Origin of the sequence: Nocardia sp. NPDC046763, assembly GCF_040645495.1 — a bacterium.
Lineage (GTDB): Bacteria > Actinomycetota > Actinomycetes > Mycobacteriales > Mycobacteriaceae > Nocardia.
Window position 1 is genome coordinate 61,966 of sequence record NZ_JBEYYI010000029.1, and the last position, 26,653, is coordinate 88,618.

A 26,653-nucleotide genomic window follows, 5' to 3' on the forward strand; every position below is an offset into this window, starting at 1 on the left:
GGTGGCGCTGGCGCCGACCATCGTGAGAACAACCAGAAACCATTCCGCGAGGGACATCACGCAACCGCGAAGGCGGAAACATGGTGTCCGACAAATACTTCGACAACTCAGCACCCGATCCCGAGACAGGTCAGGAAAGACGCCCTGACTCGTCCGGATCGAGCCCGCTGCCACGTGCACACGCCGCAGGTTCCGGCAATATGTCGCCAGAGGACCTGTGGCCGACCATACGTCGCCTGTACGGCGCGAAATTCGATGTGCCCCAAGCCTTGCGCGACGGCGCGATCGCTCACCGATTCGGGCCAGGCGACATAGACGCCATCCAGGCCTCGAAGCTCAAAGCCGTCCAGAACGCGGCGTTCCTGCGTGCGGCGTGGATGGCCAACGCCGTCGCCAACGATCTCGACATCAGCGATCCACGGCCTCGGTGGGCGATGTACGTCAACGGGATCGCCGAGGATTTGCATGCCGCGCGCATCGACGCCGCACAGGCAGGCGTCGACTCCGCCGACATCGACAACGCCGACAAGATCGGCAGCAGTGGCCTGGCCTGGGATCAACAGCCCGCCCACCGCCTGCTCGGCCGCCTCGAAGACCTCAGCCACGAGCTGTACCACCTCGGCAACCACAACGCAGAACAAGCCGAACTGATCGCAAACCTCACCCAGCGACTGGAAACCGCCGAGGCCGCCATCGATGCCCTCGGCGCCACGGTCTCCCAGCAGGAAGTTTCACTGCGCGAACTACTGGGCGAAGTCGATGACCACCACTGGATCACCAGCCGCGCCGAGGCTGTGCACGAACTGGAATCTCTGGCGAAGTTGCGTCACGCCAACACCGTGCTCGCTACCGCCACCGTGGTCGACGCCCTCGACGCATCTGACCGTGCCGAGGGCCGCCCGCAGACAGGCGCCGACATCGGCACCGCGGTCGAGGTCGCCATGACCGGTGCCGACCCACCCATAGCCGAGGATCCATCCCCGCCCATCACCCCGCTCACAGAGCATCCCCCCGCCACACCAGAAGGCGAGCTCGAGCCATGACCTGGATCACCGAACCGGTCGGGTACGCCAACCCCGCCTACTATTCCGACTCGGCAGACCACAGCGAACGACTACTACGCGCGGATTTCGCCAAGTACTACCAGTTGCGCGAAATCGCGCCCTTCGGCGACACGCCTGCCGACACCGCGGAAATGACCCAGCGCGCAGACGAACTCGCCATGCGATGGGGACATCACCAATCAGCCGAACACCGGCGGATGTGGGAGACCCTGCAAGCCGCCGTCATGGGATGGGAAGTCCGACCCGACCTCGCACGCCGCAATTTCGACCAACTCGCCCGCGCACGCCACGCCGGAGACCTCACCGTCGACGACACCCTCTGGCGCAGCCTGCAACAAGCACGCGCGATCACTGGCCACGGCACCGACATGGCCTCCTCTGACTCGATCCTCGACGCGGCCCACCGATTCCCGAACCTGGAGCCCGGCCGCACCCTCGCGAACCAGCCGCACCGCGACCGAACCGAAGCTGATTCGCGCACTGCCGTGGAACGCACCCTCGGCGCGCCCCGGGACAACGCAGCTGCCTCGACGGTAACCAGTCTCGATCACATCCGAGACATCATCGCCGCCACCGACGCCGCGCTCGAAACAGAAGAAAATGCTGGAGATCTCGATACCGGCCGCGACGCCCGCCGAATGCTGTTGCCTCGCGACGTACGCGAAGCACCGATCAGCTACAACTACGCGCAATCAGAGGTGTGGGAGCTACGGCAAGCCGAGCTCCTGCGTGAAGTGCAGGATCTCGCGTGCGAGCACACGACGGTGGCCGACGCCTTCGACGGACACGACGACCAAGCCCGCATCACCAAACTCGAAGCCTTGCGCGACGGGCTGGCCTCAGCTCGCCGCGACGCGCTGCGCGCCGGCGTGCCCGCCCCTGATATCGACCGCGCCTACATCCTCGGTCGAGACGGCATCTACTGGAGCACCGAGCCGTCCCACCCGCGTCTGGGCCGCATAGCGCAACTGTCCGACGAACGCGACCGCGCCCGCGCCGAGGCCGCCACCCTGCGCAGCCGATACGCCACCCAGCCCGCACAACCCGATGTCGACGCCTCACCGCGGTCGAGCATCGAAATAGCCAGTGACAGAAGAACTTCCGTCGATACGCACGTCCAGCCGACGAGTGAAAGCGGTGCTCGGATCGTCGAAGCGATCGACGCAGTCCTTGCCGACGCGGACGCCGATATCTGGACCGAAACCGGGTCCACTCCAGACCAGCCCGCTTCGGCGAATGCGCAGATCGATCTGGGAGTTCAGTCGTGAAATCTACTGCACACCAAACAGTTCCAGGTCAGCCAGCAGGTGAGAAGGCGGTGGTGTCGTGCCGGTGAGGGAAACTCGTCGCCGCAATATCGGTGGCCTCGGCGAAGAGGCATGGCTGCTGCTGCTGTTCCTCGCTGCCGTCCTCGTCGCTCTGCTCGGCTGGGCCGCGTTGTGCGCCGGGAGCTGGCTGGCAGGACTGCCTGTGACGGCCAATCCAGTCGCCGCGCTGCTCGGGCTGGCTCTCGGACGACGGCCGTGGCCGTGGCAATCCACCTGCATCGCTGTCATTTTCGCCGGTGGTGTGGCGGCCGGTCCGCTTGCGATTCGCAAGCGGCTCCCCGCACGTGCCAGCCTCGACTCGGCTGCGAAAACAATGGCCCGACCCCGCAATATCGCTCTCGCGCGGGCGCAAGACAACCGCGCCGCCGCGACTCGTCTCCTCAAGGACGCACCCGCCGACATCCGGCTACGCCCGGGCCCACCGCTGGGACGCACCGTACTCGGCGACATCGACCTGTTCGTCCCCGCTGAATTGGGTGTGTTCATCGCCGCCGGTCAACGTACGGGAAAGACGATGGCCTGGGCCATCCCCGGACTACTTTCGGCCTGGGGGCCCGCTTTGGCTACGAGTAACAAGCCGGATCTATACCGGCACACCAGGTTCGGGCGCGCGCAGCGTGGCCGCGTGTGGCTGTGCGATCTGCAAGCAGTCACCGGCCGCGCGGAATGCGAGTTCTGGGTCGACCTGCTCGCCCAGGTCAACAATCTGCCCGCCGCGCGGAAGCTGGCGGCCTTCTTCGTCAGCGGCTCCTCAGGGTCTGCGGCACAGCAAGCCAATGCGAAAGTCGACAGCTATTTCGACGGCGGCGCGCAAGAACTCCTCGCCCTGTACGCCTTCGCCGCAGCCTGCGTCGACGGCGACCTGCTGCACGTCGCCGAATGGCTCTCCGGCGACCAGGACCAGACACCCGCGCTGATCCTGCGCCACCACGGCCACCACCGGCCCGCGCAACGAATCCTCGACGCGCAAAGCCTCTACGCACGACAACGAGATGGGTTGTACGACATGGGAAGACGATTCCTCAACGTCCTGTCCGACGCCGACTACGCCCGCATGATCACCCCACCCTCACGTAAACGCTTCAGCGTGTACGAAGGCGAAGACAAGATCATCATCGACGTCGCCCACGAACCGGCCACCCACGCACTGCCGCAATTCAAACCCGCCCAGTTCGTCCTCGGCAACGACACGCTCTACGCGCTGTCGATGACCGGCCCGGACTCCGCGGGCCCGTTGACCGCCGCGTTGGTGGGGCAGATTCTCGAATCCGCTCTGGCCGTGGCACGTTCGCGGTTGGACGGCCGGTTGGCGGTGCCGCTGCTTGCGGTTCTCGACGAGGCGGCCAACTGTGCCCGTATCGGTGAGCTGCCCAGCTATTACACCTACTGCGGCGGCTGCGGGATCATCCTGGTCACGATCATCCAGGTCCTCGAACAAGGTGAAGATCTGTGGGGTGTGAACGGGGTGAAAACGATGCGTGCCCAATCGATCGAACTCTACGGCGGCAACATCGCCTCGGTCAGCTACCTCGACGAATGGTCGAAGTTGATCGACGAGCACGACGTCGCGGACCGCTCTCGCTCCATCGGCCCCGGCGGAGTCAACCGCACCGTTTCCTGGCGCGCGGAACCCATCCTCAACGTCGCCAAACTCGGTGCACTGCCCAAGAATCGCGCCCTGGTCCGTCTGCCGAATCACGAGCCGATACTCGTGCGCAAGATCTTCTGGTGGGACCACCCAGAATTCGCGCCGATCGTCAACGCCTCCCTTGCCGAATTCGAGCCCACCGTTTCGCTGGTGAAGCAGCCGCGAACACCCAGCGGGAACGGACGAGAAGGCGGTACTCAGCAGTGACCACGACATCGTCCGGTCCGGCTCCATCTCAGGGCGGATCCGGCAAGAAGGCTCCCAAGCCCCCCGCGTATCCCGACTTCGCCACCTTCGGGGAGAAATGGCTGTTCCCGTTCGTCACCGTCCGCCTGGCCGAAGCCAACCGTGAACAGACCTACACCTGGTGTGCGCAATGGTGGCGGCACCGTCCCGTCGCCGTCCGAATCGCACACATACACAACGCATTCGAAGCCTCACGACGAAGCCAATCCGGCGGCGCCATCTCCACCTTCCTGCTCAGCCACATCGACGCACACATGCGCGTCATCCTCGACGCCGCCAACGGCCCACTGCACCGCTGCACCAGAACCAAACACACCGCACTGCCATCACTATCCGCGGAACCGGTCCCACTCGGATGGTTCGGACCACCACGATGTCCGCGGTCCGCTAATGACGACGGCCAAGAGCGCAAGACCAAACCGCCGCGCTTCGCCCACTACTCCACCTTCGTCGACCGATGGCTACTACCGGTGACCGCCGTGCGGGTGGCGGCGAATCACCGTGAAGGCCAATACACCTGGTGCCGACAATGGTGGGCACACCACGGCGTTGCCGTACGATTCGCCGCCTTGCACGCCGTGTTCGAAGCAGCCCGAGTCACAGAAGACCGCACGGCCATGAGCACGCTGTTCGTCTCGCACATCGACCCCCACATGCGGGTCATCCTCGACGCAGCGCAAGGACCACTGCACCGCTGCACTCCAGACCGGCACGTCCCTCAGCCGGGACTCAGCTCCGCTCAGGTGCCGACTGGATGGTTCGGAACCGTCGGTAGCCACACAGCAGTCGACGAGCTCGGATTCGGACCGGACTTCCGACTTCTCCGTGCTTCAGGATCGATTCCAGACCCGGAATAGGGCAGCTACCTCCCGGTTTGACTGCGACTTACGGTCGCGGACCGAGGCCCGGCGAGGACATAGTGGACGGCCTCGCGCGGTGCCGCTTGGGTGCGCCGTGGATGCCTAGGGCAGCCGCTTTAGTCGACGGCATGCCACGGTGTGTCCTTGGAGGTGGGTTCGCGGAGACTGCGAATCCGGGTCCTCAGTTCCTGGGCTGCGCGCTGATCGCCGCGGCTTGCGCGTCGCACATAGCCGTTGAGGGTGTGTAGGTCGCGCATGCTCCGTAGTGCTTCAAAACCCTCCCACCCTCGTACGTCCCACCCGTAAGCGTTGCAGAATTGGTCGAGGTCATCTTCTTCGAGGGCGCCGAAGCGGACGCTCTGGTATGTATTGACGAGGTCGAGTTCGCGTGGCGCGATGCTGATTTCGTCCCAGTCGCCGAGTAACAGCCGGTCTGGTCCCCAAAGGGTGTTGCCGAGGTAGGCGTCGCCGTGGACCAAGCCACGCCCGAGATGAGAGCGGAGTCGATGGTAGGCCGTGATGTGGTCTCGTGTTTGCTGGTCGAGCCACCCTCGCTCGTCGTCGGTGAGAGCGCTGGACGCATGGGGGTCGCGCAGGGTGTTGGTCAGGCCTTGCAGCGGAATGTAGTCGCGCAACGCGAATGGAATCTCGCCGGGCAGCGCGTGCAAGGTACGAAGAATGCGCGCGAGCTCACCAGCCGGCGGGGCATCACGCCCGCATTGCGGATAGTAGTGCCAGATGGTGACCGTCATGCCGTCGACGTCGGCGGCCCTGTCGATGAGCGGCTCGGTCACCGGAACACCCTGTTGTGCAAGCCATCTGGTGATCGCGAGTGAAGCGCGCGGAGCCAGGCCGGCGTGGTCGTTGCCGCTGATCCGGGCGATCGCCTGCTCGCGAGGAAGCAGATAGACGGTATTGGAGTGGGCATGCAGCAGCCGCGCGCCGGTCGAGCTGAGGCCCAGCTGTCGGCATGCGTCGTCGAGGATGGGCTGCAGGCTGATAGTCCCGGTCATTGCGGTGCTGGGAGTCTGGTCTTGGTGAACACTTCGATCTTCTGGCTCAGAGCGCGGGCGGGTTTGTCGGTCACGTCGTGGGTGGCCTTCAACATCGTGCCAACATGGGCCAGACCGTCGACGATCGGGTAGATGCGTGTCTCGGGCTCGAGCGTGAATACCGGTTGCAGGATCTCGGTCGCGCCGTCGATAGCACCGCAGGCTATGCGGGCGACAGCGACATCGGTGCGGGCGATGGCTTCATCGCCGTAGGAGCGCTCTTCGGTAGGCCCGCCGAGGTACCCCGCGATGGCTTCGGATGCCCACCGCTCAGCGCTGGAATACTCCTGGATGAATCGGTAGCTACTGCCGATGTAGTACGCGAGTTTCGAGGCGGGAAAGCGCAACGATCCGCCGAAGGGCGTCAGTTCGTCGGCGGTGTCGGCGGTCTCGGCGGCGTGGACAGCGGCCCGGATTGCGGCGTGGGTGTCGCTGGTTCGTCCCAGCCTTGCCGCACATCTGGCCTGCAGCGCGGCCAGGCGCACCCGCGGGTGACCTTGCGGTGCCCACTCTGAAGCCTGGCTTGTCCATTTCAGTGCAGCGGCAGGATCGTTGTGCCACTCGGCGATCAATGCCTTGGTGCCGATCGCCCACGCACGCAGCCCATCGTGGCCGGCTTCGCGGGCGAGCAGCTCGGCGGCCATGGCGTGTTGCAGCGCGGAGGCGCTGTCGCCGAGGTTGTCGGTGATCTGCGCCAGTAACTCGACCGCGATGCCGCCCAGGAGAAGTAGTTCGCGGGTGCGCCGCAGTGCAGGTCCGGCCCGCAAATGCGACTCGACCCGATTGCGGACGGCTTGCAGCTCGAGCAACAGCGGTCCTGGCGGGGAATACACGAAACGACGCGCGATGCTCGACAGCTGGGTGGCCAAGGCCTCGATGGTGAGCTGCCCGGTATCGGTGCTGGCGACCCATTCGGCGAAGGCCATCGACTCCGCTGCGCAACCCGACACGGCGTGATCGCCGCCGAAGGCATCATGGAGGGCCAGCGATTGGTGGAACACCAGGCGGCGATTGTCGTCGAGCCTGCGCAGCATCGCCTCCATCAGGCTCGCGGTTCGCGGGCTCAATACTGCGGAGGGGCGCTGTTCCCAGTAGCCGACGCTACGAGGGCCCACTCCGGCGCGGTGCGCGAACTCTTCCTGGCCCATCCCGTCGTAGGCCTGCCGCAGTGCCTTAACTCTGGCACCGGTCCTTCTATCGCCAGTTAGATCTGTTGCAGTCCAATCTTGTTGGCGCACAAATACGCTGGTCAGATCATGCCTTGCGGAGCACCGGATTGCAACAGTCCGATCATCGACCTTCCGGCCTCATGGCAGTGTCTCGCTGGGCGCTGGGCGGATGGCGGTGGTGACCGTGTAGCCCTTCGGATCTCGCCAGGTCTGGCCGGGGTTATCGTGGAACCAGCCACCCAGCTTGGCCTCGACGTCGGCTCGGATTCGCGTGTACTGCGGGTGGTCGGATGCGATGCCGCAGAAGGAGAACAGCGACTCGGCGAATCGGATGGCCGGCTCGGGGGTCGGGAAGATCAGGGCGTTGTCCATGCGGTGGACGGCGGCATTGCCGAACACTTCGGTCATCATGTCGGGCACGGTGTCGGAGTTGACGTCCTCGTTGATCATCCCCGCGGGGGCGGTGAGCTCGTATTGTTCGGCGATCCCGGCGACGAGGTCGTGGGTCCGCTGGCAGGTCCGGGGGTGATTGACCACAACGCAGACGGTGCCGCCCGGCTTGGTGACGCGACGGAATTCTCGAAGGGCGCGCATGGGATCAGTGAGGTGGTAGAGCATGTGCCGTGCGGTGAGCACGTCGCACACACTGTCGGCCAGCGGGAGATCCTCGGCCGCACCGCGGAAGCCATCGACTCCGGGCACCTGGGCCGCAGCGGCGACGGCCGCGGGTGAGGTGTCGATGCCGGCCAGCGGTCCCTGATGTCCGTGATGCATTAGGTGGGCGAGGAATTCGCCTGTGCCACATCCTATATCGACAAGATATTCGCCGCCGCCCAGGCGCAGGGCCTCAGCGACAACCTGGTTGACGTCGTCGGTGATCTCGGAGAATCGCCGATGGGTGTCGATACGGACCTGCAAAGGGTCCAGGCTGGTGTACTCGGATGCCAAGGACGGGGTGGTCACGGTTTCTCCTGGATGAAGGTTCGGTGGAATGCCCAGGCGTCGGTGACGATGTCGGTGATGTTGGTGCGCCTCGGCGTCCAGCCGAGTTCGTGCTGGGCCAGCTGGGAGGAGGTGTAGAGCGCGGCGGGGTCTCCGGGGCGGCGGGGTGCGATCTCGACGTCGAATGCGCGGCCGGTGACGTCTCGGATGGCTTGGACGACTTCGAAGTTGGTGAAGCCCAGGCCGTTGCCGAGGTTGTAGATGCGGTGCTCGCCGGGGGTGATGACGCCCAGGGCGAGCAGGTGGGCTTCGGCGAGGTCGCTGATGTGGATGTAGTCGCGGATGCAGCTGCCGTCGCGAGTGGGGTAGTCGTCGCCGAACAGCTGGAACTTCTCGCGACGCCCCATGGCGGCGTCGAGGGCGAGCGGGATGAGGTGGGTTTCGGGGTCGTGGCGTTCGCCGATCATGACGCCGTCGCCGCAATCGTGGGCTCCGGCAACGTTGAAGTAGCGCAGGCTGATTGCACCGAGTTGCCCGGCACGGGCCAGCGAGGCGATGGCGCGGTCGACGGCGAGTTTGGTGTCGCCGTAGGTGTTGACGGGGTTGGTGGCGGTGGCCTCGGTGAGCGGCAGTTCGGCGGGTTCGCCGTAGACCGCAGCGGTGGAGGAGAACACCAGCCGGGCGACGCCGGCCTCGCGCATGGCATCGAGCAAGGCGAGGGAGGCTCGAGTGTTGTTGTCCCAGTGCCATTGCGGGTGCTGCATCGACTCACCAGCCGCGATGAGCCCGGCGAAGTGCAGGACAGCGTCGAATCCGGCTGTCGGGGTGAGGATCTCGGCGATGTCGTGGACGCGGCAGCGCACGAACGTCGCTCCGGTCGGGATTTGGCGGGCGTCGTTGCGGGACAGGTCGTCGACCACGACGACCTGGTGTCCGGCGTCGAGCAGCATGCGGGTGACGGTGGCGCCGATGTATCCGGCGCCGCCGGTGACCAGAACCTTCACGTTAGGCGACCTGCACTTTCATGGCGAGGAGGTGGTCGTGGATGGCCTTCTTGTGTTCGGAGAACCAGTGCTGGGGGCCGGGTGGCGGGTTGGTGCCGGTCCAGCCGGTGACCCGGGCCCAGATACTGGGTACCACGCTAGCCACGTCGGTGCGGTCGCCGGTGGTGACCCAGGTGTGTGCCAGCGCGCGCCCCAACTGCTGGGCGGCTTGCTGATAGTCGGCGACGATATGGCCACTGGGAGTTTGGGAGTAGGCGCTGAACGCGACCGCATCCGGGCGGGGACGACCGAAAGCGGTGTCGAACCGGTCGAACGCCGCGTGCAGGTAGGTGAAGAACCGGCCGGGATCTGCGGGCGGTCCAAGTGGATTGGCGCGCCAGGCCAGTTCGGCGCGCATCCGCTCGGCCACCTGCTCGGGCATCAACGCCATGTCGTGGTGACGATATGCGCCGTCAACCATGGCCGTCGCCCGTAGGACTTTCATGCACAACCGATTGACGATCAGGTGGAACTCCCGGGTCGAGCGGCTGTCGAACCAGTCCTCGCACAGTCCGCTCCAGAACCAGGCCATCACGTAGTAGAGCAGAATCTCGTAGGCGTCGCGTGCGTCGAGGTGTACTGGTTCGTGTGGGGGTAGACCGCGATCGGTCAACGCGACGCCGATATTTTTGAAGTCGTGCCCGAGCGAGGTGGCCAAAGCCCGGTAGTCGCGAATCGGCATGGTCATCAATTCGACTGCGGGGAAGAGCTTTTCGGCCATCGCCTGCAACTCCGGGATCGACGTCGAGGGATGGTCACCGGAATGCACGTAGAGCAGGTCGATGTCGCTGAGCAGTTCCAGTTGCCCGTCGGCGGTGCGGGCGAAGCTGGGTTCCCCGCGGGCCAGGGAGCCGCCGACGATCAGCCAGTCGTCGAAGGGCACCAGCCGCCCGAACACACACAACGAGTCGGCGACCCGGCCAGCGGCGGCGGTGACGGCGTTGTCGGGGCCGGGCAGGCTGGCGGTGATCCGCCGGGTCAGCGCGTAGGTGTCCATGGTCTAGCGCCCCACCTTCGCGGTCACTACGTGCGGGCAGTAGCTGCCGCAGATGGTGCACGGTTTGCCGTCCTTGACCAGGTCATGCTCAAGGAACACCTGCCCGGCCAGGTCGGGGTACAACGCCTGCTCGCTCTGGGCCGACCACGCGTTCTTTCGCCGTGCCCGGCTCATGGCCTCTTGGCGGGCGATTTCGGCGGTGTCGCCGCGTCCGAGTTGCAGGGCGGTGATGGCGACATGGGCGTTGCGGACCGCTTCGGCGGTGTCTCCGGCGGTCGGCATGGCGTAGTGCTCGGCCTGGGTGATGGAGGCGAACATGTCGCCACCACACGCGCCTGCGGTGGCGATGCCGAGAGTGTTGACGATCGAGTCCAGGGAGACGGCGTTGTCGATGACCATCGGTCCGGCCAGCCACAGCGGTGCCCCACCGAGGGCTTGCTTGTAGGCGGGGATGAGTTCGGGAATGCGGTGCAGGGGAATGTGACCGCCGGACTCGCACAGCACCTGCACGCCGCCGGCCAGGATCTCGGTGCGCACCTGCGCCAGGAGCTGGATTTCGGCCCATTTCATTTCGTCCCCGGCGTCGGCGGTGGCTCCGGGCCGGAAGATGTCGCCCAGGTCGAGTACGACCTCGCGGCGGCGGCAGATCTCGATGACCCCGTCCAGATACTCGAGCAGCGGGTTCTCGCAGCCGTGGATGCGCATGTAGCGGTCGATCAAGCCGCCGCCGCGGGAGGTGGTGGGCATGATCCGGTTCGAGCGGGCCATCATGTCCGCCAGCGCGGGGGTCATCCCGAAATGGGCGAGGACGAAGTCGACCCCGTCGGCCAAGCCTTGTTCGAAGCGGTCGAGGAATTCGTTGCGGCCCAGCTTCTTTCGTGGGTCGGTGAACAGGTCGTAGGTGACGCATGCGCCCAGGGGCACGCCCATGACTTCTTTGAGGTCGCGGCGCAACGCGATGCCTTCGGGGTTGGTGGTCAGGTCCATCACCGCGTCCGGGCGTGCGGCGAGGATGACGCTCATGGTCTTCACGATCTTGTCGCGGTCGGTGTCGCGGGGGCCCAAACCGATCAGGGCCGCGATCTTGCGGCGGGTTCCGGCACCGACCAGCAGCGGCGTGAAGCCGTCCTGGGTGCGGCTGGCCTCGCTTCGAAGGAACACCAGTTGCCCGGTGGCGACGGCTGCGGCTGCGTCGTGCGGGTCCAGGCCCTCGCTGGCGCAGGTCGTGACGAATTGGGCATCGGTCGGCAGCAGTGTCATCGCGACTGATCCTTTCAATAGTGTTGAACGGCAACGTTGTTCGTTGCGTTCGGGTCGAGAGCGGATTGGGGTGTCGTGATCAGTCCACGACTGTCGAGAGCGCTCGCAGCGCTGCCAGGTATTGCAGGCAGTCCGGGCCGTGTCCGGCGTGCAGGCTCAGGACCAGCCCGGCCGTGTCGCGGTCCAAGTCGATGGGAGCAAGAGCGCACTCTCGGTGCGCGGTGTCGAGCAGGTCGCGTCTGTCGAGCGAAGTCAGCATTGTCATTGCCGCCTTTCCTGGCGCGGGGTCGGGGCATCCGGCGTCGGTCGCACCGGGCTGGTGGTTCGAGGGGCTGCCGGTGGCTCACGTATCCGAGCTGACGGGCACGACGCCGGATGCCGAGTCCTAGAGTCGCGCTGGCGGCATTGCGCTCCAATCCCGATGCGGGATATCCCCATTGGGGATTGCTAGTTGCAGCGAACCTGACGCAATGGGTCTGATGCCCGTGACGACGCGGGTACCGTGGGTGCACCAGCCACCCAGCACCGCCGAAAGCGGGAACCATGAGGGCACATTCCTGCCGCTCGTGCGGCACATCCCCGGCGCTCGACGCTGCCGCCGGACTGTGCGCAGGCTGCGCCCGCGCCGCCGGGTTCCGGCAACCGCTGCCACCCGCCTTCTTCACCACCGTCGCGATGCGGAACGCGTTGTCCGATCATGATTTCGGTGTCGTGTTCACCGCGATCCGCGAGCACACCGGCCTGTCGCAGATGCAGCTGGCCTCGCTGCTGGATCTGACCCAGGCCCGAGTGTCGGAGGTCGAATCCGGAGCCCGTCGGTTGACCGGCGCGAAACTGGCCGCCCGGATCTCGGGCGTGTTCGCCATTCCCGCGCAACTTCTCGGCTTCTACGTCGAGACCACCGTCGATCAGCCCGGTAACCTGGCCACCGAGGAGGTGGACTGGGTGGACCGCAGAGATTTCATCACCCTGGCGACCGCAGCCGCACTCGGCTCGCGACTGCACCCGGAGCTTGATCGCCTCTTGAGTTTCCTGCCCGCCCATACCGATCCGATCACCCGACCACGCATCGGTGCTGCCGACGTCGATGCGATCGAGGCCATCAGTGACGGGTTCCGGCGCTGGGATCTGGCTCACGGCGGCGGCCTGTGTCGCACCGCCGCTCTGAGCCAGCTACACCAGGTCGTCGCCCTCGACGACGCCGTGTGCGCGCCGCAGGTCCGCGGCCGATTGCAGGTCGCCACCGCCGAATTGGCCAGCATGGCCGGCTGGCTCGCCTACGACGTGGAAGACCACGACACCGCGCGGCGGCTGTGGACCTACGGCTTGGGCACAGCCCAACGTGCCGACGACCATCCCCGCAGTAGCGACCTCATGGTCGTCATCCTGCTCGACATGGCCCATCAAGCGCTGCATCTGCACAAGCCCAAGGACGCGCTCGCTTTCGCTCAACTGGCCACCGCGACCGCGACCAGCCGCCGCTACCCGGTGTCCACCATCACCGCCGGGTACATCAGCGCGGTCACCGCCTGGTGCTGGGCCATGCTCGGCGAACCAGACCCCACCCGACGCGCCCTCACCGCAGCCCGGGACCAGTACAGCAAAGCAACCCTCGACACCACCCCACCGTGGGCGTGGTTCGTCACCGACGCGGAAATCGCCGCCCAGCAAGGCCATTCACTGCACCTGCTGTCTTTGACCCGGCCGGAATACGCCGGGCCCGCGATCGCACAGTTGTCGGCCGCGGTGGGGGCTCACCCCGACGAACACGCCCGCAGCCGCGCCGTCGTCCTTCCCACCCTCGCGGTCTCCTACTTCCAAGCCGACGACACCGACTCCGCAGTCCGCACGGGACACGACGCCGTCACCGCCGTCACCACCCTGTCCTCGGAACGCTGCTACGCCCGTCTGCGTGACCTGGATGCTGTCGCCGCCCGCCATCAGCGAGCAGCTGGCGTCGTCGAGTTGCGCGCGGACATCGCCACGGCCCTGGCCGCGTCCCGGTGAGCAGCGACAGCGCGCTACCCGGCCGCGATGCACTCGACAACGCCTGCCGGGCTTACGGTCTCACCCCCGGAAATGCCCAGCTGCTGCACCGCCGATCCAACGCTGTGTGGCTTGTCGGCGATGTGGTGGTCCGCCTGGCACCCGACACACCCGCCCGTCGTGCCCGCGCGACCACCAGCATCGACATCACCCGATGGTTGGACGCCGTCACCGACGAACCCATCGCGCTGACCCCGATGCCCGGACCGCAGCCGGTGCTGATCACCGACGCGGTGGCCACTTTCTGGCCCTACCGCCCCTATCCCCATCAGCCCCGCACGGCCGATATCGCACACCTAATCCGCAGTCTGCACGCGGTCAAACAGCAACCGTCGTTCCAGATCCCGGAATATCGGCCGTTGCGGCGGCTGGGTGAAGCGCTCGACCTCGATGCCGCACGATCGGAACCGGTGCTGCATCGTGAGGACCGGAACTGGTTGCGCGAGCGGGCCAACGAGTTGATCGCCGCCTACGAATCAACTGTGTTTCCGCTCGGGCGCGGCCTCGTCCATGCTGACGCTCACACCGAGAACGCGGTACACGACCGGCGCGGGTGGGTCCTCATCGATTGGGACAACGCGTGTCTGGGCCCCCGCGAACTCGACCTGGTCGGCTGCCTGCCCGACCACTTCCACACCCCGCCGGACGAACGCGCCGAATTCGTCACCGCCTACGGCCTGGACCTGCTCGACTGGCCGGGCTGGACGTTGCTGCGCGACCTCACCGAATACCATTCCCTCGGCTCCTACATCCGACTCGCGGCAACGACTCCCGCCGCTGCCGCCGAGCTCGACCGCCGTGTCCATTCTTTGCGCGTCGGCGACCGCACCACCGTCTGGCGGGCGATCGCCTGACGGCAGCACGGGCGGCTCAGCAGGGGCCGATCACGCCCGGCGTGCTGCGCCGATGTCGAGCCCGCTCCAGGCTGGAGGCGGCTGATGTGCCTGCGGCACTGTCGTTTTCCATCGCCAGCAGGTTGATCACCGAGGCATAGAGCTGAATTGTGTTCTCCAACTCCGTGCAGTGCGCCAACAACTCGGCGTGCTTCCGCCGAACGTGCTGCGGCGCTTGGCCTCGGCGACTTGATCACGTGTGTGGAGGCCGACGCGACCGATCTGCCCGCTGCTGCGGCAGCAACGCAGTTCGATGTCGTGATCTGTCACAACCTTCTGCAATACGTCGACGATGTTCGTGGGCTGCTGACGGCGGCGCTCGCCGCGCTGACGCCAGGCGGGTTGCTGTCGGTGATGGCGGTCAACCGCCACTCGGAGGCGTTGAGAATCGCTGTCCGTGAAGCAGATCCCGCTGCCGCGCGTGCTGCGTTGACCACCGGCCAGGCGCGCACGGAGATGTTCGACTCGCAGATGACTCTGCACACGGCCGAGGAGATCGCTGATGTCCTGACCGATCTCGGCTGCGAGGACATCGGCCACTACGGCATCCGTACCTTCTGCGACTACATCGCCGACGCGCGCAAGCAAGAGCCGGACTTCTACGCCGAGCTGAAACGCCTCGAACTCGCGGCCACCGCCGTGCCGCCGTACATCCACCTGGCCAGGCTGTTTCAGCTCATCGCCCGAAAATCCGCCGCTGTGTAGTTCCAGGTGCCCGGTCTGGTCGTCTGGTCGTTCGCCGTGGTGATCGACAGCGTTTCACGGCGACGACACTAGTCTGACGTTTCATTCCTCGGCTTCGGCATGTCCCAGTCGCGGAACGTCGCGACGGTGCCGGGTGGGCGGTTCCATCCCGGGTGGAAGTGTTGGTTTTCCTCCGAGCTCGGCGAATACTCACCGCGTATGAGGCCCTGCAAGAAGCGTTCCGACATCTTGGTCGAGTCTTTCACGACCGTGGTGTAGTCATGCTGCTCACAGTGTGACAGCAGAGGTTCGACCGCGCTGAGCAGCTGCTCGAGGTTCCATGCAACCTGGTAGCCCTTGCGGGCGTTGACGATGATCGGCCAGCTCATGCAGGGCACCGGGACCGCACCGGCGTCGCTTGGGAATCTCTTCGCACGATGTCGGTAACCGAGCCCTCCAGTTCGCCTATATCAGTTGGGCTGCAACAGAATCAAAGATCGCCGCGGCGCTGCAGTGCGCGGCCGGGTACACGAGGCTGCCCGTGGACCACCTCGCTGAGCAGGTTCGTCCATTCGATCGCGTGCAGGCTCAGCGCTTCCCAGGCGGCATGTACGACTTCCTCATCGCGCTCGGAGGCCAGGACGGCAATGGCGTTGAGATGCGTGAGCGCCATCCGGTCGACAGCCTCGCCGAGTGACTCGTCGCAGTCCGCGACGAACGGGGCATTGCTCAGCACCCACAGGTCGATCGAGCACGTGCTGGAAGCTGACCCAATCGAAGGTTGCGTCACTGAAGTCGGCGTTGCCGTCGAACTCCGCGAGCACGAAACTGGGTGTCTCGTAGAAGGTCGTGCGTGCGAAGTTGGCTGTCCCGCAGAACTTCACACCCTCGAAGTCGGCGCTGCCGAACACTGCACCGCGGAAGTCGACATCTTCGAGAGTTGCTCCGCGGAACTGGAAGTCGTGCGCAGACCAGTGAACTCCACCGTCTGCCTGCAAACGCGCGGAGATCACCCGGGTGATCGTGCGGCGGACGTCCTGGTCATCCTGGCGGTATGCCCGGAGGTACCCGCACAGACTGTCGATGCAATCCTGGCGGCCTCGCCAATCCCATTCATCTGCCAGGTCGGCCATCGCACGGACGCCCGCGATGCGATCGGACGCGTCGTCAGCGCCGAGATGAGCGGTAGCGGTGTCGAAGCGGTCGAGACGACTACGCTCCGCGCGGTCACGTCGACGGCGAAGATCGAAGCCGAACATTCCGGCCACGATACCGTCGAGGGCCTTCTGCGGCTTCCGGTGCGCGTTCCTCTGCTCAGCGTCCCGAACAAGCAGTGCCCTGTAAGTAGCCACATACCGCGCTGACAGAACCGGCCAGCGCGGGGCATCGGAAGATCAACTGGCCGTGGCGATCCGAGGCCGGCGGAACGTCCGCTATTGCCGAATGGCGCGCATCGACCAGGCTCGCTCTCGCCAACCTCCCAGGACACGGAAACTTAGTCGTCGTCCTCGTCGTACATGAAGTCGTAGGCGCCATTTTCATCTCGCCACCGCTGGTATCTGGGATTCACGAGCTCCATCAGGATGAAGGCGTCGTGGGGAACAACCGAGATGACTACATCGGGCCGTCGCCAATAGTCGGCGTCGAGGTCCTCACCGAAGACGTACTCGGACACCGGCCCCAGCTCTTCGATCAGGCGATCCCGGATTTGGTGATGAGCTGCGGTGGACTGCGGTTCTGCGGGTTCCGACTGTTCAGAATCTGCGACGTAGACGGCCACCCTGTCGATAACCCCGCCACCTCCAGGCTGCCGATCGATGATTCGACCGCTGAACTCAACCCTGCATTGCGGCAGGTGAACATCGAGGTTGGTCCGCAAGCTGGGACCGTAACCTCGATCTTCGTGCAGAATGGTCCACCCTGTGGCTTGGCAGAAGCGCGTCACATCCGGCGCGTCCCACGGCCAGCCGAATCCGCTTGCGATGCGGGCGATCTGGACTGCCCCATCGATGTCTGCTTTCACCCGTCAACTCATACACGAACCAATCGGCGGCGTGGGTTGCGTCCAATAGCGTGGTGTAGCAGCAGCATTCGATGCTGAGCTTGTCGCAATCCCCGGACAGCAGGGTGGTCACCGCGTGATCCTCGAAGGACCTCTCACAGTCTCTCGTAGGAGATATCACGCGATGACCGCTATCCAGCCTATCGACCCGAGCCAGCTGCTGGGCGACCAATTGGCCGCCGCCAGCCCCGATCTGCTGCGGAACCTGCTCTCGACGTTCGTCCAGACCTTGATGAGCGCCGAGGCCGACGCCGCCTGCGGCGCCGGCTACGGCGAACGCAGCGACGACCGCGTCAACCACCGCAACGGCTACCGCCACCGCGACTTCGACACCCGCGTCGGCACCATCGACCTCGCTATCCCGAAACTACGGTCGGGCAGCTATTTCCCCGACTGGCTGCTCGAGCGCCGCAAACGCGCCGAACGCGCCCTGACCAGCGTGGTCGCCACCTGCTACCTGCTCGGCGTCTCGACCCGTCGGATGGAGAAACTCGTCGAATCATTGGGCATCACAACACTGTCCAAGTCCCAGGTGTCGATCATGGCCCGCGACCTCGACGCCCAGGTCGAAGCGTTCCGCACCCGGCCCCTCGACCAAGGCCCCTACACGTTCGTCGCCGCGGACGCGCTGGTGTTGAAGGTCCGCGAGAACGGGCGCGTGGTCAACGTCCACGCCCTGATCGCCACCGGCGTCAACAACGACGGATACCGGGAAATCCTTGGGCTGCAAGTGACTTCGGGTGAGGACGGCGCGGGTTGGCTGGCGTTCTTTCGCGACCTGGTCGCCCGCGGGCTGACCGGGGTGAAGTTGGTGACCTCCGACGCCCACGCCGGTCTCGTCGCGGCCATCGGCGCGACCCTGCCCGGCGCGTCCTGGCAACGTTGCCGCACCCACTACACGGTCAACCTGATGTCCGTCTGTCCGAAGTCCTCCTGGCCCTGGGTTCGCACACTGTTGCATTCAGTATTCGATCAAGCAGACACCGAATCAGTTGCCGCTCAATATGATCGGATGCTCGACGCCCTGGCCGAAAAGCTGCCGAAGGTCGCCGATCACCTCGATGCTGCGCGGGCGGATCTGCTGGCGTTCACCGCGTTTCCCAAGCAGATCTGGCGTCAGATCTGGTCGAACAATCCGCAGGAACGGTTGAACAAAGAGATCCGCCGCCGCACCGACGTCGTCGGGATATTCCCCGACCGCGGCTCGATCATCCGCCTGGTCGGCGCGGTGCTGGCCGAGCAGCACGACGAATGGATCGAAGGTCGCCGCTATCTCGGCCTGGATGTCCTGGCCCGCTCCCGAGGGCTCACACCCACCGGCGAACAGGAGGAAACCACCCCGGCAGAACTCACCGCCTGACCGACATTTCGGATCATGCGGTGACCACCCGAGTTACACCACGCCCCGGGACTTGACCGCGGCGTGAGCACCCCTGTATCCGCTCATGGCCCTAATCCTCGCCGAACTCGATGGACGCCTTGATGCCGTCCGCATGAATGAGGCGGTTCAGCTGGCTACTACGGATCCGCGCGGGCTGATCAAGATGCTTCGGAATCTCGATGACGATCGCTACGGTCACGACTTCGCATGGGCCTACGCGTCCACCACATGGGAGATGGACTCGCTGGCCGAGGAACTAGTCGTGAGAACACGTGCGGCCCAATTGCATTGGCTCAGCAGGTACCTGTTCACGGCTCGTCGCCGGGCACTGAATGCCGCAATGAGTGTGCGGTGGTTCGAGGCAACCGCTCGGCACTATGACGGCCTCAATGCGCCGTTGGATTCTATGCGTCGGGCGGTGACACTGGCCGAGAATCGAGCAGCTTCCACAGGCTCTCACTCCTGGTAGTGGCGATTCTGCGTTCCCACTGGTGTCGAACAGGTGGCTGGTGGTCCGGTAGCTGTCGTCCGAACATCGCGATGTGTTCGATGAGGTCGATGTTGATCGCGGCGGGTTCGTCGCGTTCGTGGAGATCATGATCCGGCGCACCATATCTTGCGATACGACAAGGCATTCCGCACGATCGAAGCGTTGCTGGACGGCGCGTGCGATGGTGGTTTTGCCGGACCCGGAGTTGCCGCGCAACACCACCAGCACGCTCACTGTGGCTCCTGCGGCAGCAGGATCGTGTCGAGTTTGCGCAGGAACCGGGGCAGGTGCGGATCGGTGTCGGGCAGCCCGTAGGGATCCAGATCCCACCATCGCCCGCCGTTGAACTCCGCTGGGTCGAGTGCGTACTGCCGGCGGCGATCCCCACGGATCACATACCACAGCGAGACATCGATATGAGGCGGTGTGGTCGCGACGGTGCCGACGGTGACGAAGACCGGTTCCTCGCCGACCACATCGAATCTCGGTGTGATGCCGAGCTCTTCGCAGGCTTCACGGTGGGCGGCCGCCGTGGGGTGCTCGCCGGGTTCGACGTGTCCGCCGGTGGGAATTTCGAGTCCAGCGAGGCGATGGCACCCGAGATATACTCCCCGCGCCTCCGCATCGATCATCACGACGTAGACGGCTAGATGCGGGGACGGGATTCCGGGGCGTTGTCGTCGAAAGATGTCGTCGGTGCTGTGGAGCCAATCCAAAGTTGTTGCGATGTGGTGTCGTTCGAGCTCGTCATATGGCGCGATCTGGGAAAGGAGCTCGGCGACGACCGCAGTGGCAGGCCGCATAGCGGCGGACTTTACCGGCACCCACCGACATCTCGCACACTCGCGCGGAGCGGTGCGGAAACCGACGTTGCTCGATCGGTCCGGCGGTAGTCTCTGCTCATGGCTGAGGCTGCCGAGAGGTTCGGCTCCGCGATGAGCACGTGGCAGGAATGGCAGCAAGCACCGTGGGGGCGACTGCGCTATTCCATCGCAGAGGCCAACGTGGCCCGTCACCTCGACAGGACGGAACAGGTCTCACTGAGGGTGCTCGATCTCGGCGGAGGCGACGGCGGCGACGCGGTGCGCTTGGCCGCACGGGGCCATCGGGTCACGATCGTCGACTTCTCCGCAGAGATGCTCGCCGCGGCCGCCGAACGTGCCACAGCGCACAACCTCAACGGCTTGATCACGTGTGTGGAGGCTGATGTCACTGACCTGCCCGTCACTCTGGCAGCGGCGTCGTTCGATGTCGTGATCTGTCATAACTTGCTGCAGTATGTCGACAATGTTCGTGGTCTGTTGGAGGTGGCGCTGACCGCGCTGGCGCCGGGCGGGGTGCTGTCGGTGATGGCGGTCAACCGCCACTCCGAGGCGCTGAGAATCGCTGTTCGACAGGCAGATCCTGCTGCCGCACACGCTGCGTTGACCGCGGGTCAGACCCGCACGCAGATGTTCGACTCGCAGATGACTCTGCACACCGCCGAAGAAGTCGCCGATGTTCTGACCGGTCTCGGCTGCCGGGACATCAGCTACTACGGCATTCGAACGTTCTGCGACTACGTTGCCGATGCCCGCAAGGACGAGCCGGGCTTCTTCGCCGAGCTGGAACGCCTCGAACTCGCCGCTACCGCCATGCGGCCGTACATCCACTTGGCCAGGCTGTTCCAACTCAGAGATATTGTCAAATTCTGTGGATGAGGTTGTTTCAGGCGACTTCTGTTGCAGCTGAACGTTCTTCGTTTGTCGGGGTGATGTCGATGGGTCGTTCGAGCAGTTTGCCCTTGTGGAACAAGGCGCCGTTGCGGACGAGCGCGACCAGGTGCGGGGCGTTGACCGCGCGCCAGCGGGTTTGCGCGGCCTCGATCAGCTTGTAGGCCATCGCCAGTCCCGCCGCGTGCGAGCCGGGCCCCTTGGTGACCTTGGTGCGCAAACGCACTGTGGCGAAGGTGGATTCGATCGGATTCGTCGTGCGCAGGTGGATCCAGTGCTCGGCCGGGTAGCGGTAGAACTCCAGCAGCACGTCGGCGTCGTCGACGATTTTCGCGACCGCTTTAGGGTATTTCTTGCCGTAGTCGATGCCGAAGGCTTTGATCGCGACCTGCGCGTGGTCGATGTCCTCGGCGTTGTAGATCTCCTTCATCGCCGCGATCGCCCCCGGATGCGCCGACTTCGGTAGCGCGGCAAGAACATTGGCCTGTTTATGGAACCAGCAGCGCTGTTCGTGGGTCTCGGGGAACACCTCCCGGACCGCTTTCCAGAACCCGAGCGCGCCGTCACCGACGGCCAGCACCGGTGCCCGCATGCCGCGGCGGCGGGCATCGCGCAGCAGATCGGCCCACGACTCGTGCGATTCGCGGAACCCGTCGGTGAGCGCGACCAGCTCCTTGCGGCCGTCGGTGCGGACCCCGATCATCACCAGCAGGCAGAGCTTTTCCTGCTCGAGGCGGACTTTCAGATGGATGCCGTCGACCCACAGATACACGTAATCAACGCCGGCGAGGTCACGGGCAGCGAAGGCCTTCGCCTCGTCCTGCCACTGACCGGTCAGCCGGGTGATCGAGGCCGGCGACAGCCCCGCCCCGGTGCCGAGGAACTGCTCGAGTGCGGGCGCGAAGTCGCCGGTGGACAGTCCGTGCAGATACAGCAGCGGCAACACCTCACTGATCTGGGGTGAACGGCGACACCACGCCGGAAGGATCGCCGAGGAAAACCGTTGCCGCTCACCAGTTTCGGCATCCACACGCTTGTCGTTGACCCGCGGCGCTTTCACCGCCACCGCACCCGCCGAAGTCAATACCTCCCGCTCGGCGTGATATCCGTTGCGCACCACCAACCGTCGGCCCTCGGCGTCGAGCTGATCGGAGAAACGCGCGACGTAGTCGGCCACCTCCGCCTGCAACGCCGCCGCCAGCATCTTGCGGGCACCCTCGCGGACGATCTCGTCGATCGGCGAACGCGCCACACCGTCCTGGTTGGACTCGGCGCCACCGTCGATTACCTTGAGCATGGGACGTACCTTCCCGCCCGGCGTTGGCGCGCTGAGCAGATCGAAACCCGTTGATATTCAGATCATCCGGGAAGGTACTCCCTCCCGGTCATCCACAGGTTTTGATCATTGCTCGCGCCGAATAGGGGCGATCTTGTAGACGTCAGTACATTGGCGGCGCAACATCCCGTGTGCGCCATCGTGGCCGAGGACATACAGCGGCATCTGCGCGAAGCGGGTCTGCGGATCGAGAGCATCACGCCGGATATCGCCGTTGCTGACCCGATACAGCGGAATGCCTGCGGGCTCGGCGATCTCGCGCTCTAGCCTTTCGAGATGCCGGTACACCGCCTCGGGTTCCCAGCCGGTGTCGGCGAAGATCGCTGCATCGATCATCGGTAACTCGCCGTGCGCGATGAGCAGCAGCAACGTCGTCGACTGCACGCCCGCACCGAGCGAGAGCACTCGCAGGGGTGACCCCATCCCGAAGCCTCCTTTCTCGGTGCCGGTGTGGGGATCAGCGTTCACCGGTGGCTATCGCTGTTGAGGCGTGTGTTCACGGTGTGAGGCGGTCGAGGTCGAGCATCGCGGCGAACCGGTCCAGAATCGTCGGTCCACTACCCGGGGTGGCTCGCACTTTCCTGAGTCGCCGGATACGCAGTCCACGCAGTTCGACGCCGTAGGTGACAGGATCGGATTCGGTGTCTTGGAACGGGACGATCCGATAGTCGCGGGCATCGAGAAGAATCGAGTACCACGCCTCGGCGGGGTGACCGGCCCTAGCGGCCTCCTCAGAGTCCGGACCGGGCTGAATCCATTGGGGGCAGTCACATTCGGGATCTTCGCAGGGGGTGACGCGGGCGGCGATCCCGTTGGATCGGTAGGTGGGCATGCGTCCGGCCAGCATCGGACAGCCTCGGGTGGAGTAAGCGGCGCATTCGGGGTGAAGCCCGGCTTCCGGGCCGACACCACGTACCCAATCCTGTGGGCGTACGAAGACCACGACTTGCTGGCTGGGCCCGTGCCCGCTGCCGAGTTCCCCACCACAGACCTGACACAGGCGCAGGCTCAGCACCAGGGCGTAGCGTTCGGGGTCGATAGCGCCCCAGACCGGGGAGGTCCGGCCGCGGTGGCACAGCGTCAGGAACGGGATGGCCAAGCCCTGCGCGGTCGGCGCGTCGTGCAGACGAGCGGGAATCGGTGGCCGTGATGAATTCGGTGACGGCGCTGCGGTATTCACGGATCACTCCTGACTATCGGCAGAGGGGTGTTTGGACTAGTGGGCTTGCGCGAGGGGTGATCGTCGGCCGTGGGATGCGCGGAGAGGGCGACGGTGATCGATTGCGGTGGCCGAGAGACGGATTCGACTCGCACGTGGATGACGGCGGTGATCGCATCATGGGCGGGAGGTTGGGCGAGCCAGGGGCCGAAGGTGGTGGAGTCGATCTCGGGGAGTGCGGCCTCAATCCACCGCATCAGCGCGGCGGCGCTCGAGATCACCACCGGTGTGCGCCGGTGTGCGGGTCCGCGTTGTGCACCGCCACCACCGGCGGCGCGAACGGAGCCTGGGTGAGGGTGGAGCGGGTGAGCACAGCCTCATATCCACTGGCCGACCAGGCACCGTGCGCGACGATGAATCCGCCGGTGGACGAGGTCGTCACGGGCAGCAGATGCCATCGGGAACCCGAATCGCCGAAAGCGGTGAAATAGTTCTCTTCCCAGCTGATTTCGGTACCACCGCCGGTGCGGATCCGCAGCCGTTGGGTGGCGTGTTCGACCGAGACCAACGCCATCGGCGTCGCAGTCTGAGCTCCCGAGCGTCGCGTGAGGGCATCGAAGCGGGAGATGGGTGTGCCGGGCTCGGGGGCGGCGGCGAAGCACGCGCGGTAGCCGACGACCAGCACTTCGGTCGACGGTGGCTCAGGCATAGCAGTCTCGTAGCCGGGCATAACGCGCAAGCGGGCGAGATAGCGGCTCGGATCATTATTCACGGGGACACGGCCGATCGGACGGACAACAGGGCCGGCGTCGGTCTGTTCGGGGGTGAGACGGAGCGTTTGTGGTTCATCGGTGACTTCCATTTCTCGGTCGCCGCGGCGGCGGGACGGCCTGCGGTGTGCGTGAGTGGTTGGTTAGTCGGTGCTGGCAACTTCGGTGAGTGCCGCGAAGCGGTTCGGATAGCGGCCAGTGACAGCCGGAACCGGTGGGACCCGCCCGGACGATCACCGGGCCGGTATAAACGCGCCCAGAGGGCCGTCAAAGGCCGCGATGACGCTCAAGGAGTCGAGGCTGGCGAGATGGTCGACGCAGCGGCATGACACCAGCCGCCAAGACCCTGGCCGGTCGTTGCCGGTCTAGGCGCTGTCGACGAAGGTCAAGTCGGCGTATCGTTCTGTGCCGCTGAGGAACTCGCATTGACAGTGTGGGAACTCGTGCCAGCATTGGTCGCAGTAGCCGCACGCCGGGCAGTGCGGGCCGGTGGACTCGGGTCCGTAGTTGCCGCAGTAGTCGCAGTAGTCGTAGAAGCGGTGTTCAGCCTTGTCGTCGGTGCTGGCGGCCGGTTGGCGCCATATGTAGGAGTGGTTGGAGTACCAGATCCCGTCGTGGCTCCAATGGCCATGGTGTTCGTTGAACAGGTACGCGGTGTGCTTGTAGTGGGGGTCGACGGTCAGCAGGATCATCTTGTCGCCGTCGAGCCATTCCTCGAGCTCGGCACGACCAGTCCACGAATCGAGCGACCCGAACGGGCGCAGCGGAAAGAAGTCCTCGGCCGCGACACGAGTGTCCGAGCGCGGATCGCCTGTCGCGGGATGCACAATCGCAGGGAGAATCCCGTTGTGAGCCAGCACCGTTCGGGAATCACCGCCGACCGTGAAGGGGTGGCAGTTCTGTTCGCTGATGTAGCCGTGGGTGGCGAAGCGGGAGTGAAACAACGCTGGCGTGTCCGGGAAACGAGCACGCACGGAAGCGAATTCCTCGATCACCGCAGCGGCGTCCAGGCCGCGCCCGACGAGGATGCGGTCGTCGGCCACAACCGCGTAACCGTGCCCGTGCGGATTGGCCAGCGCACCATCGCGCAGTGCGGCGAGATCCGGTGTGACGCCGGGCTTATAGAAGCTCAAGATACACACTGAAGCGCCTCCATTTCCGCCAGCAAGGGCAGATAGATCGGGTGGGCTCGTACCCAGGTGACGAACGCGGTCCACTCCCAGCCGCGCCGACGCGTGACATCACCGGAGGTGAGGGTGCGGGTGTACTCGACCGAGGCGGCGATGAACGCCAACGCCGCCTGAACCTGTTGGCGACGAAGGGAACTAGCGAAGATCCGGACTTCGAACGTCTCTTCGGGGTAGACGTTGATAGCCTGATAACGGCCGTAACCGAACCGTTCACCCTTGGCGAATTTGGCTATCCCGGCGCGGGTTTCGGGGGTGAAGCTCGCCCAATCGTCACTGCGACGGCGAGCCAGACGTACAGCATGAGATTCGTTGCGATAGAAGAACTTCATCCACCTGTACACGTGCGCAGGCGAATCGAACCCCTTCCGGGACACGTGGACGTGAATGCCGACGTTGTCATCGACATACGCGCCACGAATGCGTAACTCGCGCAACATCTTCCATGGGAATTCTTCGATGGACCACTCGTAGCTCATGGGGTGGGTGACGATCTCGAATCCGGCGTTGTAGCCGATCGATCCGTCCTCCTTGAGGTAGCCCAGCTCGCCGAGATTGTCCGCAGCGATCTCGGCACAGGCTTGCAACGACTTGCCGCGGGTCTTGATCTCGAGTTCCAGCCCGAGAAAGACCGGGCCCTGGCCGTGGAAGTAGGGGTCGGGTTTGTAGGAGTAGTCGTGGATGTGGTCGTCGCGGCGGTCGCGCGAGCACGAGGTGCAATAGTCGTCGTTGGTGGTCAGGTAGTCGCAGTCGTCGCAGACCCGGTACTGGTTCTCACAGTCGCGGCACACCTCGTCGCCGGTGTCGACGCTGCGCAGATAGCGCGAGAGCAGACGACAGTCCGAGCACGGCCAGTAGTGGTCGACGTGGCAGGTGTCGCAGACGATGTCGCCACTGACAGTCGCCTCACCGGCAGTGGTGTAGCGCTCGCAGTATTCGCACTGCGACCAGCGCCGCGCGCAGGTGGTGCAGACAACACCGTGATCGACGGTTTCGTGGATGTCGTCGACCCGTTCTTCGCAGTCCTGGCAGAAGGGACGCTCATCGCAGTCCTGGCATTCGGCAGCCGGACCATCGAGGAGCGGGTCGTCGGGGATCGGTGCGGAACATGTGCGGCACAGCACGTGCGTGTCCAGTATTTCGGGCATGGGTGCAGAACCTCTCTGTGAATCGAGGGAAGGTAGACAGAAGTGGTAGAGGAGGCGCAGGGCGCTCGAATCCTGTTCTCCGCCTGATATTTGCGTGCCGTGGAAGAAGGCCGGAGTCGCGAGACTCGTCTGCGGTGCCTGCTCGGCGGAGACGACATCGTGCTACGGCACGACCC

At 65.2% G+C, this 26,653-nt stretch carries 30 protein-coding genes; 9 read left to right on the forward strand and 21 right to left on the reverse strand.

Annotated features, from left to right (window positions below):
- The first annotated feature begins 200 nt into the window (after nucleotides 1-200).
- The 4 genes from ABZ909_RS34715 to ABZ909_RS34730 all read left to right on the forward strand — a co-directional run bounded on the left by ABZ909_RS34715 (nucleotide 201) and on the right by ABZ909_RS34730 (nucleotide 5,143).
- Complete coding sequence (locus ABZ909_RS34715) at nucleotides 201-1,043, forward strand: hypothetical protein (protein WP_357008389.1); 843 nt, start codon at nucleotides 201-203, stop codon at nucleotides 1,041-1,043.
- Nucleotides 1,040-2,332, forward strand: coding sequence for a hypothetical protein (locus ABZ909_RS34720; RefSeq protein WP_357008392.1), 1,293 nt, complete (start codon nucleotides 1,040-1,042; stop codon nucleotides 2,330-2,332). The genes ABZ909_RS34715 and ABZ909_RS34720 overlap by 4 nt, the downstream gene beginning before the upstream one ends.
- A 64-nt stretch (nucleotides 2,333-2,396) precedes the next feature.
- Nucleotides 2,397-4,247 (forward strand): TraM recognition domain-containing protein, encoded by a 1,851-nt coding sequence (locus ABZ909_RS34725; RefSeq protein ID WP_357008395.1) that lies wholly within the window; start codon nucleotides 2,397-2,399, stop codon nucleotides 4,245-4,247.
- A complete protein-coding gene (locus tag ABZ909_RS34730; protein ID WP_357008398.1) occupies nucleotides 4,244-5,143 on the forward strand; it encodes a DUF4913 domain-containing protein in 900 nt (299 codons plus the stop codon). Before ABZ909_RS34725 ends, ABZ909_RS34730 begins: the two co-directional genes overlap by 4 nt.
- Before the next feature lie 119 nt (nucleotides 5,144-5,262).
- Here ABZ909_RS34730 and ABZ909_RS34735 read toward each other — a convergent pair whose 3' ends face one another.
- From ABZ909_RS34735 to ABZ909_RS34765, 7 genes are all read right to left on the reverse strand, one after another.
- Nucleotides 5,263-6,159, reverse strand: a complete 897-nt coding sequence (locus tag ABZ909_RS34735) for an aminoglycoside phosphotransferase family protein (protein ID WP_357008401.1) — start codon at nucleotides 6,157-6,159, stop codon at nucleotides 5,263-5,265.
- Nucleotides 6,156-7,436 carry a hypothetical protein gene (locus ABZ909_RS34740; RefSeq protein ID WP_357008404.1) on the reverse strand — a complete coding sequence of 427 codons (1,281 nt, stop codon included), beginning with the start codon at nucleotides 7,434-7,436 and terminating at the stop codon, nucleotides 6,156-6,158. Before ABZ909_RS34740 ends, ABZ909_RS34735 begins: the two co-directional genes overlap by 4 nt.
- Nucleotides 7,437-7,505: 69 nt before the next feature.
- Complete coding sequence (locus ABZ909_RS34745) at nucleotides 7,506-8,330, reverse strand: class I SAM-dependent methyltransferase (protein ID WP_357008406.1); 825 nt, start codon at nucleotides 8,328-8,330, stop codon at nucleotides 7,506-7,508.
- Nucleotides 8,327-9,313, reverse strand: coding sequence for a UDP-glucose 4-epimerase GalE (gene galE, locus ABZ909_RS34750; RefSeq protein ID WP_357008408.1), 987 nt, complete (start codon nucleotides 9,311-9,313; stop codon nucleotides 8,327-8,329). The genes ABZ909_RS34745 and galE overlap by 4 nt, the downstream gene beginning before the upstream one ends.
- Before the next feature lies 1 nt (nucleotide 9,314).
- On the reverse strand, nucleotides 9,315-10,349 hold the full coding sequence (locus tag ABZ909_RS34755; RefSeq protein ID WP_357008411.1) for a hypothetical protein: 1,035 nt from the start codon (nucleotides 10,347-10,349) through the stop codon (nucleotides 9,315-9,317).
- A 3-nt stretch (nucleotides 10,350-10,352) separates the two neighbouring features.
- Complete coding sequence (locus ABZ909_RS34760; protein ID WP_357008414.1) at nucleotides 10,353-11,609, reverse strand: phosphomethylpyrimidine synthase ThiC; 1,257 nt, start codon at nucleotides 11,607-11,609, stop codon at nucleotides 10,353-10,355.
- A gap of 79 nt (nucleotides 11,610-11,688) precedes the next feature.
- A complete protein-coding gene (locus ABZ909_RS34765; RefSeq protein WP_357008417.1) occupies nucleotides 11,689-11,874 on the reverse strand; it encodes a hypothetical protein in 186 nt (61 codons plus the stop codon).
- Nucleotides 11,875-12,152: 278 nt separating this feature from the next.
- Here ABZ909_RS34765 and ABZ909_RS34770 point away from each other — a divergent pair, with 278 nt between their 5' ends.
- Nucleotides 12,153-13,616, forward strand: a complete 1,464-nt coding sequence (locus tag ABZ909_RS34770; protein ID WP_357008420.1) for a helix-turn-helix domain-containing protein — start codon at nucleotides 12,153-12,155, stop codon at nucleotides 13,614-13,616.
- A complete protein-coding gene (locus tag ABZ909_RS34775) occupies nucleotides 13,613-14,509 on the forward strand; it encodes an aminoglycoside phosphotransferase family protein (protein ID WP_357008423.1) in 897 nt (298 codons plus the stop codon). The genes ABZ909_RS34770 and ABZ909_RS34775 overlap by 4 nt, the downstream gene beginning before the upstream one ends.
- 16 nt (nucleotides 14,510-14,525) lie before the next feature.
- Here the strand turns inward: ABZ909_RS34775 and ABZ909_RS34780 are convergent, their stop codons facing one another.
- Nucleotides 14,526-14,669, reverse strand: a complete 144-nt coding sequence (locus ABZ909_RS34780) for a hypothetical protein (protein WP_357008602.1) — start codon at nucleotides 14,667-14,669, stop codon at nucleotides 14,526-14,528.
- Here ABZ909_RS34780 and ABZ909_RS34785 point away from each other — a divergent pair.
- Nucleotides 14,657-15,253 (forward strand): methyltransferase domain-containing protein, encoded by a 597-nt coding sequence (locus tag ABZ909_RS34785; RefSeq protein ID WP_357008426.1) that lies wholly within the window; start codon nucleotides 14,657-14,659, stop codon nucleotides 15,251-15,253. The two genes, ABZ909_RS34780 and ABZ909_RS34785, sit on opposite strands and share 13 nt — an antisense overlap.
- Nucleotides 15,254-15,321: 68 nt before the next feature.
- Here the strand turns inward: ABZ909_RS34785 and ABZ909_RS34790 are convergent, their stop codons facing one another.
- The 4 genes from ABZ909_RS34790 to ABZ909_RS34805 form a co-directional block, all read right to left on the reverse strand.
- The gene (locus ABZ909_RS34790; protein ID WP_357008429.1) at nucleotides 15,322-15,621 is read right to left on the reverse strand and encodes a hypothetical protein; all 300 of its coding nucleotides are present in this window, start codon (nucleotides 15,619-15,621) and stop codon (nucleotides 15,322-15,324) included.
- A 101-nt stretch (nucleotides 15,622-15,722) separates the two neighbouring features.
- Nucleotides 15,723-15,968 carry a hypothetical protein gene (locus tag ABZ909_RS34795; RefSeq protein WP_357008605.1) on the reverse strand — a complete coding sequence of 82 codons (246 nt, stop codon included), beginning with the start codon at nucleotides 15,966-15,968 and terminating at the stop codon, nucleotides 15,723-15,725.
- Nucleotides 15,853-16,491 (reverse strand): pentapeptide repeat-containing protein, encoded by a 639-nt coding sequence (locus tag ABZ909_RS34800; RefSeq protein WP_357008432.1) that lies wholly within the window; start codon nucleotides 16,489-16,491, stop codon nucleotides 15,853-15,855. Before ABZ909_RS34800 ends, ABZ909_RS34795 begins: the two co-directional genes overlap by 116 nt.
- A 236-nt stretch (nucleotides 16,492-16,727) precedes the next feature.
- Entirely contained in the window at nucleotides 16,728-17,255 is a 528-nt protein-coding gene (locus ABZ909_RS34805; protein WP_357008435.1) for a DUF6301 family protein, read from the reverse strand.
- Nucleotides 17,256-17,418: 163 nt separating this feature from the next.
- Between ABZ909_RS34805 and ABZ909_RS34810 the strand changes: the two genes are divergently transcribed.
- Complete coding sequence (locus tag ABZ909_RS34810; RefSeq protein ID WP_357008438.1) at nucleotides 17,419-18,654, forward strand: IS256 family transposase; 1,236 nt, start codon at nucleotides 17,419-17,421, stop codon at nucleotides 18,652-18,654.
- 91 nt (nucleotides 18,655-18,745) lie between these two features.
- On the opposite strand, the gene ABZ909_RS34815 is transcribed toward ABZ909_RS34810, so the two are convergent.
- The 3 genes from ABZ909_RS34815 to ABZ909_RS34825 are packed head-to-tail and all read right to left on the reverse strand — an operon-like array spanning nucleotide 18,746 to nucleotide 19,968.
- The gene (locus ABZ909_RS34815) at nucleotides 18,746-18,874 is read right to left on the reverse strand and encodes a hypothetical protein (protein WP_357008440.1); all 129 of its coding nucleotides are present in this window, start codon (nucleotides 18,872-18,874) and stop codon (nucleotides 18,746-18,748) included.
- 57 nt (nucleotides 18,875-18,931) lie between these two features.
- Nucleotides 18,932-19,498, reverse strand: a complete 567-nt coding sequence (locus ABZ909_RS34820) for an AAA family ATPase (RefSeq protein ID WP_357008443.1) — start codon at nucleotides 19,496-19,498, stop codon at nucleotides 18,932-18,934.
- Nucleotides 19,396-19,968 carry an NUDIX domain-containing protein gene (locus ABZ909_RS34825; protein ID WP_357008446.1) on the reverse strand — a complete coding sequence of 191 codons (573 nt, stop codon included), beginning with the start codon at nucleotides 19,966-19,968 and terminating at the stop codon, nucleotides 19,396-19,398. The genes ABZ909_RS34820 and ABZ909_RS34825 overlap by 103 nt, the downstream gene beginning before the upstream one ends.
- Before the next feature lie 99 nt (nucleotides 19,969-20,067).
- On the opposite strand from ABZ909_RS34825, the gene ABZ909_RS34830 reads away from it, so the two are divergent.
- Nucleotides 20,068-20,865, forward strand: a complete 798-nt coding sequence (locus ABZ909_RS34830; protein WP_357008448.1) for a methyltransferase domain-containing protein — start codon at nucleotides 20,068-20,070, stop codon at nucleotides 20,863-20,865.
- 7 nt (nucleotides 20,866-20,872) lie between these two features.
- Here ABZ909_RS34830 and ABZ909_RS34835 read toward each other — a convergent pair whose 3' ends face one another.
- The 6 genes from ABZ909_RS34835 to ABZ909_RS34860 all read right to left on the reverse strand — a co-directional run bounded on the left by ABZ909_RS34835 (nucleotide 20,873) and on the right by ABZ909_RS34860 (nucleotide 26,477).
- Nucleotides 20,873-22,174, reverse strand: coding sequence for an IS256 family transposase (locus ABZ909_RS34835; protein WP_357008450.1), 1,302 nt, complete (start codon nucleotides 22,172-22,174; stop codon nucleotides 20,873-20,875).
- A 105-nt stretch (nucleotides 22,175-22,279) separates the two neighbouring features.
- Entirely contained in the window at nucleotides 22,280-22,597 is a 318-nt protein-coding gene (locus ABZ909_RS34840) for a hypothetical protein (RefSeq protein ID WP_357008453.1), read from the reverse strand.
- Nucleotides 22,598-22,709: 112 nt separating this feature from the next.
- Nucleotides 22,710-23,393, reverse strand: coding sequence for a hypothetical protein (locus ABZ909_RS34845; protein ID WP_357008455.1), 684 nt, complete (start codon nucleotides 23,391-23,393; stop codon nucleotides 22,710-22,712).
- A 256-nt stretch (nucleotides 23,394-23,649) separates the two neighbouring features.
- Nucleotides 23,650-24,081, reverse strand: a complete 432-nt coding sequence (locus ABZ909_RS34850) for a hypothetical protein (protein WP_357008458.1) — start codon at nucleotides 24,079-24,081, stop codon at nucleotides 23,650-23,652.
- 426 nt (nucleotides 24,082-24,507) lie between these two features.
- Nucleotides 24,508-25,284 (reverse strand): hypothetical protein, encoded by a 777-nt coding sequence (locus tag ABZ909_RS34855; protein WP_357008461.1) that lies wholly within the window; start codon nucleotides 25,282-25,284, stop codon nucleotides 24,508-24,510.
- Nucleotides 25,272-26,477, reverse strand: a complete 1,206-nt coding sequence (locus ABZ909_RS34860) for an amidoligase family protein (protein WP_357008464.1) — start codon at nucleotides 26,475-26,477, stop codon at nucleotides 25,272-25,274. Before ABZ909_RS34860 ends, ABZ909_RS34855 begins: the two co-directional genes overlap by 13 nt.
- Nucleotides 26,478-26,653: the final 176 nt, after the last annotated feature.

Coding starts and splice junctions, on each gene's coding strand:
- ABZ909_RS34825 (WP_357008446.1), bottom strand. CDS start 19,968: ATGCGGCCTGCCACTGCGGTCGTCGCCGAGCTCCTTTCCCAGATCGCG.
- ABZ909_RS34810 (WP_357008438.1), top strand. CDS start 17,419: ATGACCGCTATCCAGCCTATCGACCCGAGCCAGCTGCTGGGCGACCAA.
- ABZ909_RS34735 (WP_357008401.1), bottom strand. CDS start 6,159: ATGACCGGGACTATCAGCCTGCAGCCCATCCTCGACGACGCATGCCGA.
- ABZ909_RS34835 (WP_357008450.1), bottom strand. CDS start 22,174: ATGCTCAAGGTAATCGACGGTGGCGCCGAGTCCAACCAGGACGGTGTG.
- ABZ909_RS34770 (WP_357008420.1), top strand. CDS start 12,153: ATGAGGGCACATTCCTGCCGCTCGTGCGGCACATCCCCGGCGCTCGAC.
- ABZ909_RS34715 (WP_357008389.1), top strand. CDS start 201: ATGTCGCCAGAGGACCTGTGGCCGACCATACGTCGCCTGTACGGCGCG.
- ABZ909_RS34765 (WP_357008417.1), bottom strand. CDS start 11,874: ATGACAATGCTGACTTCGCTCGACAGACGCGACCTGCTCGACACCGCG.
- ABZ909_RS34820 (WP_357008443.1), bottom strand. CDS start 19,498: ATGGTGGGATCTGGATCCCTACGGGCTGCCCGACACCGATCCGCACCT.
- ABZ909_RS34790 (WP_357008429.1), bottom strand. CDS start 15,621: ATGAGCTGGCCGATCATCGTCAACGCCCGCAAGGGCTACCAGGTTGCA.
- ABZ909_RS34760 (WP_357008414.1), bottom strand. CDS start 11,609: ATGACACTGCTGCCGACCGATGCCCAATTCGTCACGACCTGCGCCAGC.
- ABZ909_RS34720 (WP_357008392.1), top strand. CDS start 1,040: ATGACCTGGATCACCGAACCGGTCGGGTACGCCAACCCCGCCTACTAT.
- ABZ909_RS34755 (WP_357008411.1), bottom strand. CDS start 10,349: ATGGACACCTACGCGCTGACCCGGCGGATCACCGCCAGCCTGCCCGGC.
- ABZ909_RS34850 (WP_357008458.1), bottom strand. CDS start 24,081: ATGCCTGAGCCACCGTCGACCGAAGTGCTGGTCGTCGGCTACCGCGCG.
- ABZ909_RS34860 (WP_357008464.1), bottom strand. CDS start 26,477: ATGCCCGAAATACTGGACACGCACGTGCTGTGCCGCACATGTTCCGCA.
- ABZ909_RS34830 (WP_357008448.1), top strand. CDS start 20,068: ATGGCTGAGGCTGCCGAGAGGTTCGGCTCCGCGATGAGCACGTGGCAG.
- ABZ909_RS34800 (WP_357008432.1), bottom strand. CDS start 16,491: ATGTTCGGCTTCGATCTTCGCCGTCGACGTGACCGCGCGGAGCGTAGT.